The sequence below is a fragment of the Hymenobacter metallilatus genome (assembly GCF_003944705.1).
GTDB lineage: Bacteria > Bacteroidota > Bacteroidia > Cytophagales > Hymenobacteraceae > Hymenobacter > Hymenobacter metallilatus.
In genome coordinates, this window is record NZ_RWIS01000012.1 from 14,264 (window position 1) to 32,633 (window position 18,370).

General features: G+C 61.6%; 17 protein-coding genes and 1 tRNA gene. 1 reads left to right on the top strand and 17 read right to left on the bottom strand.

Annotation, left to right across the window (positions count from 1 at the left end; genetic code table 11):
- Positions 1 to 193 precede the first annotated feature (193 nt).
- The gene (locus EI290_RS16600; RefSeq protein WP_125432675.1) at positions 194 to 979 is read left to right on the top strand and encodes a TatD family hydrolase; all 786 of its coding nucleotides are present in this window, start codon (positions 194 to 196) and stop codon (positions 977 to 979) included.
- A 159-nt stretch (positions 980 to 1,138) separates the two neighbouring features.
- Here the strand turns inward: EI290_RS16600 and EI290_RS16605 are convergent, their stop codons facing one another.
- From EI290_RS16605 to EI290_RS16685, 17 genes are all read right to left on the bottom strand, one after another.
- Positions 1,139 to 1,843: a dihydrofolate reductase family protein gene (locus tag EI290_RS16605; protein WP_125432677.1), complete on the bottom strand. Its 705-nt coding sequence runs from the start codon at positions 1,841 to 1,843 to the stop codon at positions 1,139 to 1,141.
- Positions 1,844 to 2,015: 172 nt separating this feature from the next.
- Positions 2,016 to 2,103: transfer RNA gene (locus EI290_RS16610), tRNA-Ser, on the bottom strand.
- Between the two features lie 81 nt (positions 2,104 to 2,184).
- Positions 2,185 to 3,234 carry an asparaginase gene (locus EI290_RS16615; RefSeq protein ID WP_246008983.1) on the bottom strand — a complete coding sequence of 350 codons (1,050 nt, stop codon included), beginning with the start codon at positions 3,232 to 3,234 and terminating at the stop codon, positions 2,185 to 2,187.
- Between the two features lie 199 nt (positions 3,235 to 3,433).
- The gene (locus EI290_RS16620) at positions 3,434 to 5,668 is read right to left on the bottom strand and encodes a xanthine dehydrogenase family protein molybdopterin-binding subunit (protein WP_125432679.1); all 2,235 of its coding nucleotides are present in this window, start codon (positions 5,666 to 5,668) and stop codon (positions 3,434 to 3,436) included.
- A gap of 12 nt (positions 5,669 to 5,680) precedes the next feature.
- Positions 5,681 to 6,661, bottom strand: coding sequence for an FAD binding domain-containing protein (locus EI290_RS16625; RefSeq protein ID WP_125432681.1), 981 nt, complete (start codon positions 6,659 to 6,661; stop codon positions 5,681 to 5,683).
- A gap of 113 nt (positions 6,662 to 6,774) precedes the next feature.
- Positions 6,775 to 7,407: a (2Fe-2S)-binding protein gene (locus EI290_RS16630; protein WP_125432683.1), complete on the bottom strand. Its 633-nt coding sequence runs from the start codon at positions 7,405 to 7,407 to the stop codon at positions 6,775 to 6,777.
- Positions 7,408 to 7,736: 329 nt separating this feature from the next.
- Positions 7,737 to 8,498, bottom strand: a complete 762-nt coding sequence (locus EI290_RS16635) for an enoyl-CoA hydratase/isomerase family protein (RefSeq protein WP_125432685.1) — start codon at positions 8,496 to 8,498, stop codon at positions 7,737 to 7,739.
- 101 nt (positions 8,499 to 8,599) lie between these two features.
- The gene (paaZ, locus tag EI290_RS16640) at positions 8,600 to 10,660 is read right to left on the bottom strand and encodes a phenylacetic acid degradation bifunctional protein PaaZ (RefSeq protein WP_125432687.1); all 2,061 of its coding nucleotides are present in this window, start codon (positions 10,658 to 10,660) and stop codon (positions 8,600 to 8,602) included.
- A gap of 148 nt (positions 10,661 to 10,808) precedes the next feature.
- Entirely contained in the window at positions 10,809 to 11,279 is a 471-nt protein-coding gene (gene paaI, locus EI290_RS16645) for a hydroxyphenylacetyl-CoA thioesterase PaaI (protein WP_125432689.1), read from the bottom strand.
- Complete coding sequence (locus tag EI290_RS16650) at positions 11,257 to 12,438, bottom strand: 3-hydroxyacyl-CoA dehydrogenase NAD-binding domain-containing protein (protein ID WP_185817044.1); 1,182 nt, start codon at positions 12,436 to 12,438, stop codon at positions 11,257 to 11,259. Before EI290_RS16650 ends, paaI begins: the two co-directional genes overlap by 23 nt.
- Positions 12,439 to 12,528: 90 nt before the next feature.
- The gene (locus EI290_RS16655; protein ID WP_125432691.1) at positions 12,529 to 13,308 is read right to left on the bottom strand and encodes an enoyl-CoA hydratase-related protein; all 780 of its coding nucleotides are present in this window, start codon (positions 13,306 to 13,308) and stop codon (positions 12,529 to 12,531) included.
- A gap of 169 nt (positions 13,309 to 13,477) precedes the next feature.
- Positions 13,478 to 13,981 carry a 1,2-phenylacetyl-CoA epoxidase subunit PaaD gene (gene paaD / locus EI290_RS16660; protein WP_125432693.1) on the bottom strand — a complete coding sequence of 168 codons (504 nt, stop codon included), beginning with the start codon at positions 13,979 to 13,981 and terminating at the stop codon, positions 13,478 to 13,480.
- Complete coding sequence (gene paaC, locus EI290_RS16665) at positions 13,975 to 14,772, bottom strand: 1,2-phenylacetyl-CoA epoxidase subunit PaaC (RefSeq protein ID WP_125432695.1); 798 nt, start codon at positions 14,770 to 14,772, stop codon at positions 13,975 to 13,977. The genes paaD and paaC overlap by 7 nt, the downstream gene beginning before the upstream one ends.
- A gap of 13 nt (positions 14,773 to 14,785) precedes the next feature.
- Entirely contained in the window at positions 14,786 to 15,073 is a 288-nt protein-coding gene (paaB, locus tag EI290_RS16670; RefSeq protein ID WP_125432697.1) for a 1,2-phenylacetyl-CoA epoxidase subunit PaaB, read from the bottom strand.
- Between the two features lie 182 nt (positions 15,074 to 15,255).
- The gene (gene paaA / locus EI290_RS16675; protein WP_125432699.1) at positions 15,256 to 16,197 is read right to left on the bottom strand and encodes a 1,2-phenylacetyl-CoA epoxidase subunit PaaA; all 942 of its coding nucleotides are present in this window, start codon (positions 16,195 to 16,197) and stop codon (positions 15,256 to 15,258) included.
- Positions 16,198 to 16,392: 195 nt separating this feature from the next.
- Positions 16,393 to 17,472, bottom strand: coding sequence for a 1,2-phenylacetyl-CoA epoxidase subunit PaaE (gene paaE, locus EI290_RS16680; protein WP_125432701.1), 1,080 nt, complete (start codon positions 17,470 to 17,472; stop codon positions 16,393 to 16,395).
- Between the two features lie 84 nt (positions 17,473 to 17,556).
- Positions 17,557 to 18,138, bottom strand: coding sequence for a TetR/AcrR family transcriptional regulator (locus tag EI290_RS16685; RefSeq protein WP_125432703.1), 582 nt, complete (start codon positions 18,136 to 18,138; stop codon positions 17,557 to 17,559).
- Between the last annotated feature and the right edge of the window lie 232 nt (positions 18,139 to 18,370).

Sequence of the window (18,370 nt, forward strand, 5' to 3'; positions counted from 1 at the left end):
CAGCACGGGTTATTCCCCTACATCAGCACTTGCACGATTAGCCAGTTGCCCCATACGGCCAGCACTGACAGCAGGTGACAACCGGCAGCCTTCCCGGAAGCCCTGTTGCGCTGGCTGCAGGCCTGCAATGGGTACATGAAGGACGACGGCGTTTTCACTCTTCGCCCATCTAACAATTCACCACTTTTGTAGCATGCAATTTTCTGACTCGCACGCGCACGTGTACTCCGAGCAGCTCAAGCCCGACCAGGATGAGCTGCTGCTCCGGGCCTTCGAGGCCGGGGTGGAAACCATCTTCATGCCCAACATCGACCACACCAGTATTGATGCCATGCTGGAAGTGGAGGCCCGCTACCCCAACCAGTGCTTCGCCCAGATGGGCCTGCACCCCTGCCACGTTACCCGTCAGTTTGAGAAGGAGTTGTACGAGGTGGAAACCTGGCTCAGCCAGCGGCCCTTTGCGGCAGTAGGGGAGTGTGGCATTGACCTTTACTGGGACAAAACCATGCTGGCGGAACAGCAAGAAGCCCTGCGCATTCAGGTGGCCCTGGCCAAAAAACACCACCTGCCCCTGGTGCTGCACACCCGCGAAGCCTTCCGCGAAGCCGCCGACATTATCACGGCCGCTCAGGACGGCTCCCTGCGCGGGGTGTTCCACTGCTTCTCGGGCACCCGCGAGGAAGCCGAGGAAGTTATCCGCCTGGGTTTCAAGCTGGGCATTGGCGGGGTAGCCACGTTCAAAAACGGCGGCCTCGATAAAGTGCTGCCCGGCCTGGGCCTGGAGCATCTGCTGCTGGAAACCGATGCGCCCTACCTGGCACCCGTGCCCCACCGGGGCAAGCGCAACGAGCCCGCCTATATTCCGCTGGTAGCCTACCGCGTAGCCGAAATACTGGGCGTAACCGCCGCCGAAGTAGCCCAGGCCACCACTCGCAACACCCTGGAGCTGTTTGGGGAAGCGGCGCGGCTCAAAAACTAATCCGGCAGAGTAGATATGGCGCACCCGGCTTCGCTGAACTTCATTCGCACCAGCAGCTTCATTGTCATTCCGAGCAACGCGAGGAATCTGGGTCAACCCTTGAATGGGAAATCCAGATTTCTCGCGTTGCTCGGAATGACAGTTTCAGGAGACTGGCAACTACGCCCCCGAAAAGCGGTATTTCAGCCAGACGACGTCGTTATCCAGCTGTTGCACCTCTTTTAGATGAAGGCGCGTGGCCGGGCCTTTTTGCAGGTAGTCGCTCACCTCAAACGTGGTGGGCGAGTGAGGCGTGCCATCAGCAATGGGCAGCACCAGCAGACTCAGCTCGTCAATCAGGCCGGCGTTGAGTAGGGAGCCGTTCAGGTGGCCGCCGCCTTCCAGCATCAGCGTTTCAATGGGAAACAGCCGGGCCAGCTGCTCCAGCGCCGAAGCAAAATCTATTTCCTTCCCGCCCGCGAACAAGTAGGAAATACGCTGGCGCTGTAAGTAGTATAGGTATTCGTCGCTGACCTGCTCCGTGAGCACCTCCACGATATGGTCGCCGCCGGTGGCGTTGCTGTTCCAGCCCAATTTCCCGTGGGCATCCACGGCCACGGCGAAGGAAGTGGCAGAGGCATCCCCAACGAAAGGCTCCCGGGCAATGGGGTGGGGGGCGGGCTGCAAGTCAGGCTGCACACCGCCCGAGAAGTCGCGCTCCATGGTGATGCGCCCGCACATCCAGGCCTGGCTGGTAAAAGTGTCGTGGTATTTCTCGAAGTAGCCGGCGTAGGTTTCGGTCAGGTTTTCATCCTGCCAGTTGGCCGACAGAATCCTTCCGTCCACGGAGGACATCATGTGGCAGATTACGTGGGGTCGTTTCATAGGCCCTTTAAACGGCAATTCTGCCACCGCGGCCCAGTAGCAGGCCTGCCGCCCGCCATTTTGGTGCGCCGGAAAAGGCCCGGCCACACCCGAAAGCAGCGGCCCATGTGGCCCGGCTACGGCCCGGGAGGTAAACAAAAAGCCCGTTTGCGGCTTGCAAACGGGCTCTTAGCAGAGAGGATGGGATTCGAACCCACGATGAGCTTTAGACCCATACACACTTTCCAGGCGTGCTCCTTCAACCACTCGGACACCTCTCTGGGTGTGCATCAAGGATGCGGTTAGGTGGCGCAAAATAACACCCGATTTTCGGGATACGCAAGCCGACGGTGGCCCTTTGCTCAGTTTATTGTGATTTCGCCGCGCAGGTCCTGAGTGAGCAGGTGGCGCGTGAGGGCAGGTTTCTCGTTGAGGGCCAGCACAAACATAAGCTTGGTAATAGCGGCTTCCACCGTAATATCGGCCCCGCCCACAATGCCCATTTCGGTGAGGTAGGCGCTGGTTTCGTAACGGCCCTGCATCACGCGGCCTTCCTCACACTGGCTCACGTTTAGCAGCAGCACGCCCCGCTCGGTGGCAGCGCGCAGGGCCTGCAAAAACCAGGGGGCCGTGGGGGCGTTGCCGGCCCCGTAGGTGAGCAGCACGGCTCCGCGCAGGCCGGGGGCCTCCAGCTGAGCGCGCAGCATCCGCTCCGTAAGGCCCGGAAACAAGTGCACAATGGCTACGTTTTCCTCCAGCTGCTGATGCACCTTGAGCGGCGCGGCCGGCAACAACCGGATGTGCTCCTCATTGAATTCCAGCTCGATGCCCGCTTCGGCCAGGGGCGGGTAGTTCTCGCTGCGGAAGGCGTTGTACTGCTGGCTTTCCACTTTTTTGGCCCGGTTGCCCCGGATGAGCTGGTCGTTGAAGAACAGGCACACCTCGGGTACGCGCACGGTACCGGCTACGGAATGGCGGGCGGCGGCCATTTCCAGGGCCGTTACCAGGTTGCGGCGGGCATCGGTGCGGATGCGGCCCACGGGCACCTGGGCCCCGGTGAATACTACCGCTTTGCCCAGGTTTTCCAGCAGGAAGCTCAGGGCCGCCGCCGAGTAAGCCATGGTATCAGTCCCGTGCAGCACCACAAACCCGTCATACTGCGCGTAGTTCTCCCCGATAAGTGCGGCCAGCCGTAGCCAGTCCTGGGCCGTTACGTTGCTGGAGTCGATGGGGTCGCCGAGGTTAGTCACGTCCACCTGCATGTTCAGCTGGCGCAGCTCGGGCATCTTCTTCCGAATCTGCTCGAAGTTCATTGGTACCAGCTCACCGCGCTTGTTGTAGCTCATCCCAACGGTGCCGCCAGTGTAAACGATAAGGATGGAAGATTGGGGGCGGTTATCGGCAGCAGGCACAGCGGGATAGTTGGGTGGAGCGGCAAGTTAGAAAGTCCGGGCCACCTGGAGCGCATGTCAGGTGCATACAAAAGCCGTCATGCTGAGCATGACGGCTTAGGGCTTGTGTACAGGAATGGTTTTGCTGCTACAAAGCCCGTCATTCCGAGCGGAGCCGAGGAATGACGGGCTGGTTTATTTGCTGTTCACGCAGCTTGCCTTACACCAGCTTATCCGGGGTGATGGGCAGCTCCCGCACCCGCTTGCCGGTGGCGTTGAATACGGCATTGGCAATGGCCGGGGCTACGCCGATGGTGGCAATTTCGCCGATGCCTTTGGTGCCCAGCTGATTAACGTAGGGGTCGGGCTTGTTCACGAAAAACACCTCCACGGCCGGGGAGTCGGCGTGCACGGGTACGTGGTAATCGGCCAGGTCCTTGGTGACGTAGCGGCCAAACCGGTCGTCGATAATGGCGTGCTCCATCAGGGCCATGCCGATGCCTCCCACAGCCCCGCCTTTCATCTGGTTGCCGGCGGTTTTCTCGTTGATGATGGTGCCGGCGTCGGCGCAGGAAATCAACTTGCTTACCCGCACCTCGCCGGTTAGCTCGTGCACCCGTACCTCGGCAAAATGCACCGAAAACGAGTACATCGAAACCTTCTGGCCTTCACCGCTGGGTTTAGACTCCACGGTGACGGCCGTGCCGCCGGCCTGCTTTACCAGGTCGGTGTAGGGGGCGCGGGCGGTGGGGTTGCCAGTCAGGGTGAGGTGGGTATCGGCAAGCACCACGTCCTCCTTTTTGGCAGAGGCAAAGGCACTGTTGCCGCCAGCCGCCAGTTCACGCAGCTTGTCTTTCAGGGCCAGGCAGGCCTCCTGCACGGCCGGGCCCACGGTGTTTACAATGGCCGAGCCGCCCTGGGTGGGCGCTTGGGCAAAGTCGGAGTTGCCCCACTCAAAGCGAATTCTACCGGGGGCCAGGCCCAGGGTGTCGGCCGCAATCTGGGTCATGGCCGTGCCAGTGCCGGGGCCAATGTCCGTAACGGCGCTTTGCAGCAGCACGGTGCCGTTGGGCAACAGCTGGGCGCTGGCTTTAGAGGAGCCCCGGTGTGCCCCGAAGGTGCCCACGCCCATGCCGTACCCAATCAGCCACTCTCCGTCGCGCAGGGCGCCGGGCTTGAGCTGGCGCTTATTCCAGCCTACCCGCTCGGCCCCTGCCTGGTAGCACTCCTTCAGGAATTTGCTGCTCCAGGGGCGGTTTTTCTCGGGGTCCTGATTGGTATAGTTGCGCAGACGAAACTCCAGGGGGTCCAGATTCAGCAGGAAAGCCATTTCATCCATGGCCGACTCCAGGGCAAAGGCCCCGGTGGCCTCGCCAGGGCCGCGCATCCAGATGGGGGAGCCCACATCCAGGGCCGCCAGCCGGTAGCGCGTCGTCAGGTTCGGCGACTCGTACATCATCTTAGTCTGGCCCAGGGTGGCTTCCACGAACTCCTCATAGGTGGACGTCTGGCCGATGCTTTCATGGGTAATGGCCGTAATTTTGCCGTCGGCCGTGGCGCTCATCCCAATTTTCTGCCAGGTGTAGGGGCGGTACCCTACCATCGTAAACATCTGCTCCCGGGTCAGCATTAACTTCACGGGGCGGTTCACCACCTTGGCGGCAATGATAGCCGCCGACTCGTGGGGCCAGCTGTGCAGGGCGTTGCCGAAGGCGCCACCTACGTAGGTGGCAATAACTTTCACGTTCGCCTCGGGCAGACCCCACTGCCGGGCAAAGTCGCGGCGGGTGGCCATGGTACCCTGGGTTTTGTCGTAGAGCGTGAGCCGGTCGGGGGCTTCCCAGTGGGCCGTAATGGCTTGCAGCTCCATGGGGTGGTGCACCTCGGTGGGTATCACGTACTCGGCTTCCAGCTTCAGGGCGCCGGTTTTGTAGGCATCTACCTGCCCGCGCTGGTAGTCCGCTGCCCCCGACTTCGGGTTTTTCTTGGCCTGGGTGGGCAGGAAGGCATTGGCTTTGTTGGCCTCCAGGTTGGTCTGGTGCTTTTCCGGGGCGTACTGGGCCTTTACCAGCCGCGCCGCAAAGCGGGCCCGCTCCAGCGTATCGGCCACCACCACGGCAATGGGCTGGTCGTTGAAGCGGATGTTGTCGTCTAGGAACACCTGCAGGGCGCTACCCACCGTTTGCGGCTGGGAGGGGTCTTTGCCCGCAGGCTTGGCGCCGGGGGCTTTGGGCGCATTGAGGTGGGTAATAACGGCCAGCACACCGGGAGCCCGCTCAGCGGCTTTCGTGTCGATGCTGCTGAGGCGGCCCTTAGCAATAGTGCTACCCACCAGCACGGCGTAGGCCATGTTAGGCAGATCATACTCAGCTGCGTATTTGGCCGCGCCGGTTACCTTCTGGCGGCCGTCCACCCGGTTCATGGGCGCGCCGATTTTCTTTTCTGGGGCGTTCATACTTGGTGGGGGTTAGGCGGCCGCGGCCGTTTTCAGGGCCTGCACAATGATGTTCGGGCCCAGGCGCAGCTTGTATTCATTGTGTTTGAAGGCTTTGGCGCCCTGCATGGCCACGGTGGCGGCCTGCCGGAAGATTGCCTCGGTGGCGGGCTTGCCTATCAGCGCCTGCTCGGCCGCCGTGAGGCGCCAGGGCTTGTGGGCCACCCCGCCCATGGCCAGCCGCGCCGCTTTAATGGTGCCATTGTCAATATCCAGGGCCGCCGCTACTGAAAGCAGGGCAAAAGCGTAGCTGGCCCGCTCCCGCACTTTCTGGTAGTGTACATGCTTGGTAAACGGACCATCCGGAATATCCACGGCCGTAATCAATTCGCCGGGCTCCAGGTTGGTGTCCTTTTCGGGGGTGTCGCCGGGCAGGCGGTGAAAGTCGGCGAAGGGGATGCTGCGGTTGCCTTTGGGGCCGCTCACCTGCACGGTGGCATCCAGGGCTACCAGGGCCACACTCATATCAGAAGGGTGCACGGCAATGCACTTATCAGAGAAGCCGAAGATGGCGTGCATGCGGTTGATGCCCTCCAAAGCCCCGCAGCCGGAGCCGGGCTGGCGCTTGTTGCAGGGCAGGGCCGTATCGTAAAAATAGGGGCAGCGGGTGCGCTGCAGCATGTTACCGCCTACCGTAGCCATGTTGCGAAGCTGCGGCGAGGCCCCGGCGTTGAGGGCCAGCGCCAGCAGCGGGTGCCGCTCCCGCACCTGCCTGTCGTCGGCTACGGTGGAGTTGAGGGCTAGTGCTCCAATGCGCAGGGCGTTGTTCTGGCGCTCAATTTTGCGCAGATCCAGGCGGTTGATGTCCACTAGTTTCTGCGGGGTCATCACGCCGCGCTTCATCAGGTCCACGAGGTTGGTGCCGCCGGCAATAAAGCGGGCGTTGGGGTCCTTGGCTACCGCCTCAATGGCGGCTTGCGGCTTGGTAGCGCGCACGTACTGGAACTGGTTCATCTGCTTGAATGCTGAATTAGGAATTAGGAATGCTGAATTGACAGACTGAATGAGCATAAAGGCGGAAAGAGCGTGCCCAAACTCAGCATTCAGCACTCATCATTCAGAATTGCCTATACCTTTTGTCCTCCTTGCTTCACGTCCTGAATAGCGGCCACAATGTTGGGATAGGCCCCGCACCGGCAGATATTACCGCTCATGTACTCCCGGATTTCTTCTTCCGAGCCGGCGTGGCCCTCACGCACGCAGGCCACGGCCGACATAATCTGGCCGGGGGTGCAGTAGCCACACTGGAAGCCGTCGTGCTTCACGAAGGCCTCCTGCATGGGGTGGAGCTTGTCGCCATCGGCCAGGCCCTCAATGGTGGTAATTTCCTGGCCGTCGTGCATCACGGCAAAACTCAGGCAACTGTTCACGCGCTGGCCATCCACGTGCACGGTGCAGGCGCCGCACTGGCCGTAGTCGCAGCCTTTTTTGGTGCCGGTGAGGTGCAGGTTTTCGCGCAGCAGGTCCAGCAGGGTGGTGCGGGGCTCCACTTTCAGCTTCAGCTTTTTGCCGTTGACTTTCAGGCTCAGGGGCACTTGCTCAATGGCCTCGGCCACCCGCTCGTCCAGCTTGGCTTCCGCGGCCGATACCACCGGACCGGGCACCAGAGCCAGGGCCGTAAGCAAGGACGATTGTTTGAGAAAGGTGCGGCGGTCTTCGTTGTGGTTGGCCGGCACATCCGGCTCGTGGTTGGTGGCCATAATCGGGAAAGGAAGTAGAGTAGCAAAAAAACAAGAGGGTCCGGCTGCTTTCCGGGTTTCCGGCCCCGGCTTCAGAACTACCAGATGGGTGAGCCAACTCTGGGTGAGCTCACTTGCCCGAGGCAGCAATACGTGGTTCCAGTACTACGACGGGCTTGCCGGCTTCCGGGTTGCTTCCGGCCCAAATCTGTTGCTCCCTGGCTCCAGCCTCCGGCCTCGGCTAAGCAGGCCGCGCGTGCCGGGCGGCGGCTATACGGATATAAAAAAAGCCGGCCTCCCCAGAACAGGAGAGGCCGGTATCAGGTAGGGGTACGCAGCTACTGCCGGGGCTAGCTAGCTTTGAACTTCTGAATGGCCTGGCGGGTGAAGTCGGATAATACCAGGCGGCCACTGATGGCGGCGCGCTCCGTGAGCAGGGTATCCCAGTGCTCGGTGCCGGCCCAGAGCACCTGCTTCAATTCCGTGAGGGCCTCAGGGTTGTAGGCGGCCAGTTTAGCGGCAAAAGCTGCTACGGCTGCATCCAGGGCGCCAATGGAATCAACAACGGTGGCGTACAGGCCTTTCTCCTGAGCCCAGGTGGCGCTGCGGAACTCGCCGGCGTCCAGGGCCAGCTGCCCGTAGGCGGCCCGGCCAATCTTGCGCTCCACCACTGGCCCCACCACAAACGGCCCGATACCCACCACCAGCTCGCTTAGTTTCACTGAGGCCTGGGAGGTAGCAAAGCAGTAGTCGGTGGCCGCTGCCACGCCCACGCCGCCGCCAATGGCCTTGCCCTGCACCCGCCCGATGATGATTTTGGGCGAGGTGCGGCAGGCATTAATCACTTTGGCAAAACCCGAAAAAAACTCCAGCCCCCGCGCCTCATCCTCAATGGCAATCAGCTCATCGAAGCTGGCTCCGGCGCAGAAAGTTTTTTCACCCTCACTTTGCAAAATGATGACTTTGGTGGCCGGGTCCTGGCTGGTTTGGGTGATGGTGGCGGCCAACTGGGTGAGCAGGGCACCGGGCAGGGAGTTGTGCGAAGGGTGGAAGAAGCTGATGGTGCTGATGCCTTCCGGGGTGGTGTGGGTGGTAACGGTTCCTGTTGTCATATGAGCTGATTGAGTTTTCTCGCAGAGGTCCGCAGAGGGATGCGCGCAGGTAAAGGAAAGGTGTTCCTCTGCCAGCCTCTGTGCGTCCCTCTGCGAGAAATCTATTCCTGGTTTTTCTTTTTCACCATGGTGAGAATGGTGGCTACGGCTACGGTTTCGCAGGTTTGGTCGGTTACTTCCACCAGCCAGCGCACGATGCCCTTGGCTACGTCAGTTTCGTCGCGCTTCTCCTGGCCGATTTTCTCCTTCACCGTGAGCGTGACGCCGATGGTGGTGCCGGGGTACACGGGTTTGGTGAAGCGGCATTCATCGAGGCCGTAGTTGAGCAGTACCGGGCCCTTGCGCGGGTCCACGAACATGCCGGCGGCCTTGCTCAGGATGTAGTAGCCGTGGGCCACGCGGCCGGTGAAGAGCGTGCCCTCCAGCGAGGTTTCATCCACGTGGGCGTAGAAATTGTCGCCCGAAACCTGCGCGAAGTTGGTGATGTCCGCCTCCGTGACGGTGTGCTTGTGCGTCACGTAGGCCTGCCCGATTTCCAGCTCCTCGAAGTAGTGCTGGAAAGGGTGTTTGTCCTTCTCGATTTGCTTGGCCTTGGGCTGGTACACCTGCGTAATGGCCGTAATCATGCTGGGCGAGCCTTGCAAAGCCACACGCTGCATGAAGTGCTCCACCCCGCGGATGCCGCCCATTTCCTGCCCGCCGCCCGCGCGGCCGGGGCCGCCGTGGATGAGCATGGGCAGGGGGGAGCCGTGGCCGGTACTTTCCTTGGCCATTTCCTCGTTGAGCACCAGAATGCGGCCGTGGTGCGTAGCCGCGCCCAGCACAAACTCCTGGGCTACCTCGGCGCTGTTGGTGGCAATGCTGGTTACCAATGAGCCCCGGCCCAGGTTAGTCAGGCGCACGGCTTCGGCGGTATCCTTGTAGGGCATCAGCGTGGCTACGGGCCCGAAGGCTTCCACCTCGTGTGAGTCGAGGTGCTCGAAGGGCCGCTCGTTGAGCAGCAGAATGGGGGAGATGAACGCGCCCTTGGCGGCATCGGCCCCGCGCTCCTGGCCCAGGATGTTCACCGTGTCCAGGTCGCCGTATACGATGGGGGTGCGCTCGGCCAGGCGGCGCACTTTGTCGCGCAGGATGGCGGCCTGCTCCCGGCCGGCCAGCGCGCCCATGCGCACGCCCTCGGCTAGCGGGTGCCCCACGGTGGTTTGGCTCAGGGCCTTGCCTAAGGCAATCTGTACGTCTTCCAGCAGGGTTGAGGGCACGATGATGCGGCGGATGGCGGTGCACTTCTGCCCGCACTTGGCCGTCATTTCCTTGCGCACTTCCTTCACAAACAGGTCGAACTCCGGGGTGCCCGGCTTGGCATCCAGGCCCAGCACGGCGGCGTTCAGCGAGTCGGCCTCCATGGTGAAGGGCACAGCCTCCTCCACGATGCGCGGGTGGGCGCGCAGCTTGCGGCCGGTGGCGGCCGAACCGGTGAAGGTTACCACGTCCTGGTAGGTCACGTGGTCGAGAATACCCTGGCCCGAGCCCACTACCAGCTGCAGCGCGCCCTCGGGCAGAATGCCGGATTTGATGATTTCGCGCACCACGGCCTCGGTGAGGTAGGCGGTGGGCACGGCGGGCTTCACCACGGCGGGCATACCGGCCAGCAGGTTCACCGCAATTTTCTCCAGCATCCCCCAAATGGGGAAGTTGTAGGCGTTGATATGCACGGCCACGCCCTCGCGGGGCACCAGCAGGTGCTGGGCCATGAAGGTGCCGCCCTTGCTCAGGCCCACCGGCTCGCCCTCCACGTAGAACGGCTTGTCGGGAAATTTGCGGCGCAGCGAGGCGTTGGCAAACAGGTTGCCGATGCCGCCCTCAATGTCAATCCAGGAATCAGCGCGGGTGGCGCCGCTGCGGTAGCTCAGCTCGTAGAACTGCTCCTTGCGCTCCTGCAGGTAAAATGCCAGGGCCTTGAGCATGCGGCCCCGCTCGTGAAAGGTGAGCTTGCGCAGCGCGGGGTTGCCCACGCGGCGGCCGTAGTCGAGGATGGAGGCAAAATCGTAGCCCTCGGGGTGGGCCAGCGCAATGACTTCGCCGGTGGAGGCGTCGTAGAGTTCCTGTTGGTCGCCCGAGCCGGCGTGCCAGCGGCCGAGGGTGTAGTTTTCGAGAGTGGTCATGTGGTTGGGAGGGACCTCACCCCCTAGCCCCCTCTCCTCGGGGAGAGGGGGGACTAGCTTCTAGTTTTTAGAATCTAGATTTTCTAGCGGTGGTGAATGAGGCGGTTAAGAGTGGGAGAGGGCAATGTTAGAATTAGAATCTAAGAAGCTAGTCCCCCCTCTCCCCAAGGAGAGGGTAGGGGGTAAGGTGCTCCGTACTGGTGCGGTAAGCGGTGCCTTTGAACAGGGCCAGGAGGGTGCCGTGCTGGTTGGTGAGGCGCAGCTGGTACACGCCCACTTTGTGGCGGAGGCTTTCCTCGCGGGCTTCCACCGTAATCAGGTCATCGGAGCGGCCGGGCTCCAGGTAGTCGATGGTGACGCTCAGGGCCACGCTTTGGCGGCCGTGGCTGTTGCAGGCGAAGGCAAAAGCTGAATCGGCAGCAGCGAAGGCCACGCCCCCGTGCAGAATGCCGAAGCCGTTGAGCATTTCGGGGCGCACCCGAAACTGCAGGCGGCAGTAGCCGGGGGCCATGTCCGTTACCGCCAGCCCCAGCCAGTGGCTAAAGGCATCGTGCTCCAGCATCCGGTCTTTCACAGCCTCGGCGCGGGCCACCAGCTCAGCGGGCGTCGGCTGGCTCATGCTGCAGGAAGGGTTGATGGGCTTTCACCAGTCGGCGCAGCAGCGGGCTGGCGCGGTACCGGTCTTCGTGGTATTCCTCGTACAGCGCGTCGAGAGTGGTCAGCACGGTGGCGGGGCCCAGCTCGTCGGCCCACTGTAGCAGGCCCTTGGGGTAGTTTACGCCCTTGGTCATGGCCAGCTCCAGGTCGGGGGCCGAGGCGACGCGCAGGTGCAGGGCGTCGGCGGCTTCGTTGATGAGCATGGCCAGCACGCGCTGCACAATGCGGCGGCCCAGCGCCTCGTCGCGGGTGGGCTCGGGCAGCGTGGCTCCGTCCCGGTAGTCATAAAAGCCGCGGCCCGATTTGCGGCCGTAGTAGCCGGCCTCAAACAGGCGCTTCTGGGTGAAGCTGGGCTTGTAGCGCGGGTCGAAGAAGAAGGAAGTAAACACCGATTCCGTGACGCGGTAGTTCACGTCGTGGCCGATGAAATCCATCAACTGAAACGGCCCCATGCGGAAGCCGCCCAGCTCAGTGAGGGCCCAGTCGATGGTGGCGGCGTCGGCCACGCCTTCTTCCAGCAGCCGGATGGCCTCGCCGTAGAAGGGCCGGGCAATGCGGTTCACAATGAAGCCCGGCGTGTCCTTGCACAGCACCGGCAGCTTGCCCCAGCGCTGCACCAGCTGGCGGATTTCCTCGGCCAGCCCGGCGCGCGTCTGCACGGCCGGAATTACCTCCACCAACTGCATTAGCGGGGCGGGGTTGAAGAAGTGGATGCCAATAAACCGCTCGGGCTGCTGGCAGGCCGCCGCAATGCTGGCAATGGACAACGACGACGTGTTGGACGCCAGCACGCAGTCGGCCGAAACCACCAGCTCCACTTCCCGAAACAGCTGCTGCTTCACGCCCAGGTCTTCCACAATGGCTTCCAGCACCAGTCCGCAGTCGGCAAACTGGCCGAGCTCGGTGGTGGGCTGCACGCGGGCGGCGGCGGCTTCGGCCGCTTCCGGGGTGAGCTTGCGTTTCTCCGCCAGCTTCTGCAAGCCGCCGCGGATGCTGGCCACGGCCCGGTCCAGGGCGGCCGTGTTCTGGTCGAGCAGGCGCACCGTGTGCCCGGCCTGGGCCACCACCTGCGCAATACCCGCCCCCATGGCCCCGCTGCCAATTATTCCGATGGTTATCATGTAGTTGTCAGTTGTTGGTTGTCAGTTGTTCGTGGCTTTCAATCGTGAGAGGCAGTATGCACCTGACAACTGACAACCAGCAACTGACAACTAATTGCCGGTGAACGTGGGCTGGCGTTTTTCCAGAAAAGCGGCTACGCCTTCTTTGTAGTCGGCGGTGCTGCCGGCGCGGAGCTGGTAGTCGCCCTCGGCGCGCAGCTGGCGGGTGAGGTCGTTGCCGAAGCTCTGGTTGAGCAGCTGCTTGGTGTAGGCCAGACCCTTGGTGGGCATGGCGGCCAGCTTGCGGGCCAGGGTGTCGGCTTCCTTCTCGAAGGTGTCGTCGGGGAAGGTTTTGTAGATCATGCCCATCTGCACCGCTTCCTGGGCCGATACCTTGTCGCCGGTCATCATCAGGGCCGAAGCCCGCTGCATGCCAATGAGGCGGGGCAGGAAGTAGGTGCCGGCGCTATCCGGAATCAGCCCGATTTTGCTGAACGCCTGAATAAACGAGGCCGACTCCTTCGCCACCACCACATCACAGGCCAGGGCCAGGTTGGCCCCCGCGCCGGCGGCCACGCCATTCACGGCCGCTACCACCGGCTTGTCCAAGGCCCGGATCAGCTCCACGATGGGGTTGTAGTGCTTCTCCACGATGTCGGCCACCTCGGGGGCGTTGGGGCCGGTAATTTCGGCCAGGTCCTGGCCGGCACAGAAGGCTTTGCCGGTGCCGGTGAGCAGCACGGCACGCACCGCTGGGTCCTGCTGGCACTCGCGCAGGTGCTGCTGCAGGGCTAGGGCCACGTCCTTATTTACGCTGTTGAATACCTGCGGCCGGTTGAAGCGGATGGTTGCTACGCCTCCGTCAAGGGAGAAATGAAGAGAGTCGGTCATGTGGGTGGGACCTCACCCCCTAGCCCCCTCTCCTCGGGGAGAGGGGGAACCAGCTCTAGCTTTTATATTTCTAGAAAGTAGAGCTAGCTTGGGGGCGAGTGGATTAGGGTTGAGAATCACTAGAAACTAATTCCCCCTCTCCCCGAGGAGAGGGGGCTAGGGGGTGAGGTCAATGGCATTTGAAGTAGTCAAAGGGCTCCAGGCAGTCGTTGCACTGGTAATGCGCTTTGCAGGCGGTGGAGCCGAACTGGCTAACAAGCCGGGTGTTAGTGGATTTGCAGTGCGGGCAGCGCAGCACGGGCTCCTGCCCGAAGAGGTTAAACACGTGGCCGGTGGCGTCCTGGGGCGGAGCAATGCCGTAGGCTTCCAGCTTCTGTTTGCCGGCCTCCGACATCCACGCCGTCGTCCAGGCTGGGCTGAGCTGGTTGTGGATGTGGAGTTTGGTAATACCCTCGGCCAGCAGCCGCAACCGGATATCGGTGGCAATGGTGTTCATGGCCGGGCAGCCGGAGTAGGTGGGCGTGATGGTCACGTGCACCTCGTCGCCACGCAGCTCTACCCCGCGCACAATGCCCAAGTCCAGAATGCTGAGCACTGGCACCTCGGGGTCAGAAACCTCCTCCAGCAGCTGCCAGATGCGCTCCTCGGTGGGTGCCGTTGCATGCTCTACCATTGCAAGCCGGGGTAAGTACGTTGCAGGTACTGCAGCTCCGCCAGCAGGTAGCCCAGGTGCTCGGAGTGGCGGCCGATTTTGCCGCCTTTCTGCATAAATACGCCCTGCGGAACAGGCAACGTAGCCTCGACAAATACCCGCTCCACGTGCTGGTCAATCTGCTGCTGAATGGCCGCATAATCGGGCAGGAAACCGGCGGCCTGCAAGACCTGCTCGGTGGCCGAAGGCGTAGTCAGTTCGCCCGAATAACGCCAGAGGGCGTTGATGGCGGCTTCCACGCGGTGGCGGCTCTCCTCGGTCCCATCACCTAGGCGGATAATCCATTCGGCGCTCCACTTCACGTGGTAGGCCGCTTCCTTTACCGATTTTTCGGCAATGGCGGCCAGCTGCTTATCAGGGCCGGTTTGCAGGTGCAGCAGCAGGTGGTAGTGGAACGCATCATAGATAAACTGCCGCACAATGGTGTGGGCGAAGTCGCCGTTGGGCTGCTCGGCCAGCAGCACGTTGCGGTACTCCACCGCATTGCGCAGATAGGCCAAGTCGTCCTCGGTGCGGCCCCGGCCTTCCAGCTCGGCCGCGTACTGGTAGTAGCTGCGCGCCTCGCCCAACAGGTCGAGGGAAATGTTGGCCATGGCCAAATCCTGCTCCAGAATGGGACCGTGCCCGCACCACTCGCTCAGGCGGTGGGCCAGAATGAGGCTGGTGTCGGCCAGCTGCAGCACATACTCGAATAGCTGCTGCCGCAGCTCGGGCGTCACGTCGGGCACTACAATGGTGTGGGAATCTTGCATAGTGGCCCGCCGGTTACATGTGCTTGATGGAGTCCGGCACCGTGTAGAACGTGGGGTGGCGGTAGATTTTGTCATTGGCCGGCTCGTAGAAAGCGGCCGAGTCGTCGGGGTTGGAGGCGTGCACGTGCTTGCTTTCCACCACCCAGATGCTCACGCCTTCGAGGCGGCGGGTGTACACGTCGCGGGCGTTCTGGATGGCCATTTCGGCGTCGGCGGCGTGCAGGCTGCCCACGTGCTTATGGTCGAGGCCCTGCTTGCTGCGGATGAAAACTTCCCACAGCGGCCATTCTTTCTGAGACATACGAGGTACAAACCTCACCTCCTGGCCCCCTCTCCTTGGGGAGAGGGGGAACTAGCTCTAGCTTTTTAGCAACTAGAAACCGTCTTAGCTAGGAAGAAAAGGTGTTAAGGTTTTGGAGAAGAAGCTAAAGCTAGAATTAGTCCCCCCGCTCCCCAAGGAGAGGGGGCTAGGGGGTGAGGTCCTTATGCGGCGCGCTGCTTGCGCTTCTCGGCGTGGGCCAGGGCGGCTTCGCGTACCCAGGCACCTTGGTCCCAGGCATCCACGCGGGCCTGCAGCCGTTCCCGGGAGCAGGGGCCGTTGCCTTTTACCACGTCCCAGAACTCGGCCCAGTCCACGTCGCCGAAGTCGTAGCCCTGTTTGGCTTCGTTCCACTGTAGCTTGTCGTCGGGTACGGTGAGGCCCAGGAACTCGGCCTGGGGCACCATCATATCCACGAATTTCTGGCGCAGCTCGTCGTTGGTGAAGCGCTTGATGCGCCACTTCATGCTCTGCTCGGTGTTGGGCGAGTCGGCGTCGGCGGGGCCGAACATCATCAGCGTGGGCCACCACCAGCGGTTGAGGGCTTCCTGGGCCATGGCTTTCTGCTCGGTCGCGCCTTCGCACAGCGTCTGCATGATTTCGAAGCCCTGGCGCTGGTGGAAGCTTTCCTCCTTGCACACGCGCACCATGGCGCGGGCATAGGGGCCGTAGCTGGTACGGCACAGTGGCACCTGGTTCAGAATGGCCGCGCCATCTACCAGCCAGCCGATGGTGCCCATGTCGGCCCAGCTCAGGGTGGGGTAGTTGAAGATGCTGCTGTACTTGGCTTTGCCCGAGTGCAGGTCGGCCAGCATTTGGTCGCGCGAGGCTCCCAGGGTTTCGGCGGCCGAGTAGAGGTAGAGGCCGTGGCCGGCTTCGTCCTGCACCTTGGCCAGCAGAATAGATTTGCGCTTGAGCGAAGGGGCACGGGTAATCCAGTTGCCCTCGGGCAGCATCCCAACCAGCTCGGAGTGCGCGTGCTGGGAAATCTGTCGGATCAGGGTTTTGCGGTAGGCTTCGGGCATCCAATCCTTGGGCTCAATGCGGATGTCCTCGTCAATACGGGCCTGAAACTGTTCTTCCTGGGTGAGTTCTAGCGTTTCCATGCTTCTTCAACAAAGAGTAACTAACAATCGTTAGTTAAATGTAGAGAAAATATTTAAGAGCAAGCATTAGCTCGCACTCATAGAACGTCATTCCGAGCGCAGCCGAGGAATCTCGCTAGGTGTAATCAGATTACCACTACAACATCAGCACGCGAGATTCCTCGGCTGCGCTCGGAATGACGTTCTTTTAATACTTTACTGGTCGAAATCCACGCTCACCTTCTCGGAAGTAGGGCGGGCCTGGCAGCTGAGCACGTAGCCTTTGGCTACTTCCGTTTCGGAGAGGGAGTAGTTCACGTCCATTTCCACGGTGCCTTCCGTTACGCGGCAGCGGCAGGTGCTGCACATGCCGTTTTTGCAGGAATAGGGGGCATCCACGCCGCGCTCCAGCAGGGCATCCAGAATGGTGTCGCCGTAGTAGGACATGGGCAGCGGGTACTTGGTGCCTTCCAGCTGTACGGTCACTACGCTTTGTTTGTCGTCCTCACCGCTGGGGCGCTGGGCCTGGCGCTCGGCTTTGCGTTTGGCACCTTCGGCGGAGGTGAACATTTCGAAGTGCACCTTCTCCGGGGCCACGCCGGCTTCCGTTAGGGCTTCCTTCACGCCCAGAATCATTTCCTCGGGTCCGCAGATGAAGGCCTCGTCGATTTCCTGGGGCGGAATGATTTTCTGCAGAAACTGCTGGGCCTTCTGCTTATCGATGCGGCCGAAAAACAAATCGGCCTCCCCGTGCTCCCGGCTTAGGATGTGATACACGCTGAGGCGGTCCACAAACCGATTTTTCAGTGCCTCAATCTGCTCCTTGAAAATGATGGAGTTGCGGCCCCGGTTGCCGTACACCAAGTACACCTGGCTGCCGGGCTCCGTGAGCAGAATCGTTTTCACAATGGACATTACCGGCGTAATGCCTGAGCCGGCGGCAAACGCTACGTACAGCTTCTGGTTTTCGGGGTGCAGCTCGGTGGTGAAGTGGCCCATCGGTGGCATCACCTCCAGCTCCTCACCCACGCGCAGCTGCTGCACGGCGTGGGTAGAAAACCGGCCCTCCGGTACCTGCTTGATGGCCACGCGCCACTCATTGTCCAGGGGGCTGCTGCAGATGGAGTAGGAGCGGCGCACTTCCTCCCCGTTCAGGTGGCGGCGGAAGGTGAGGTACTGCCCCTGCGTGAACCGGAACGTCTCCCGCAACTCAGCGGGCACGTCCAGGGCCACGCTCACGCAGTCCGGCGTTTCGCGGGTAATGCTCTTAACTCGTACTGTGTGAAAACGACTCATGTAATTCTAGTTGTCTGTTGTTAGTTGCTGGTTGTTAGAGCAGGGCCAGCACGAACTGACAACTAACAACGAGCAACTAATAACTCATTTAGCCAGGCCGGTGAGCAGCATGGTGATGATGTGGTCTTCGAGTTCCTCGGCCGACAGCTCCCGGCCGGGGCGGTACCAGAGCTCCACCCAACGTACCGCCGAGAGGATGGTAAACAGGGCCACCGACACGTTCACGGGCTGAAACTCGCCGGCCGCAATGCCTTTCTCAATCAGCTGCGCGAAGCCTTTTTCGTAGTCTTTGCGGGCCTGCTTGAACTCTGTGAGCTGGGGCTCGGGCAGATATTTCCAGTCGTGGTTGGCCACGGATACGGCCGCGCCGTCCTCAATCATCAGCCGGATGTGCAGCCGGATCAGAGCCTTTACCTTGTCGGCGTAGCTGGCGTCAGTCTGCTCAATTTCGGCCAGCTGGGAAATGTAGGTGTGGGCAATGCGGGTACAGATCAAGTCCAGGATTTCGTCCTTGCTCTTGATGTGGTTGTACATGCTGGCCGCTTCCATACCCACTTCCCGGGCCAGGTCGCGCATGGAAGTGCCGCCAAACCCCTTCTGCTTGAATAGCTTGGCGGCTTCGTCGAGGATGAGTTGCCGACGGTTGGTTTTGCGAGTGGTCAGCATAGCAGGATGATCAATTAGCAGGTGCTAATGTAAGCAGAAATTACCTGCAAACTAATGTTTGTTAGTAGTTGCCGCAGATCAGCCCAGCAGAGTTGACCCAACCGCGCCCTCCCAGGCGTACATGCGCCGCAGAGCCGCAACGTGTCACGTCTATGCCGTGAATGGCATTTGTGAAGCGGCCCGTAGGGAAAACACAAAGTGGTGCATTCCTTCACCGGGCAGGAACCTGTTG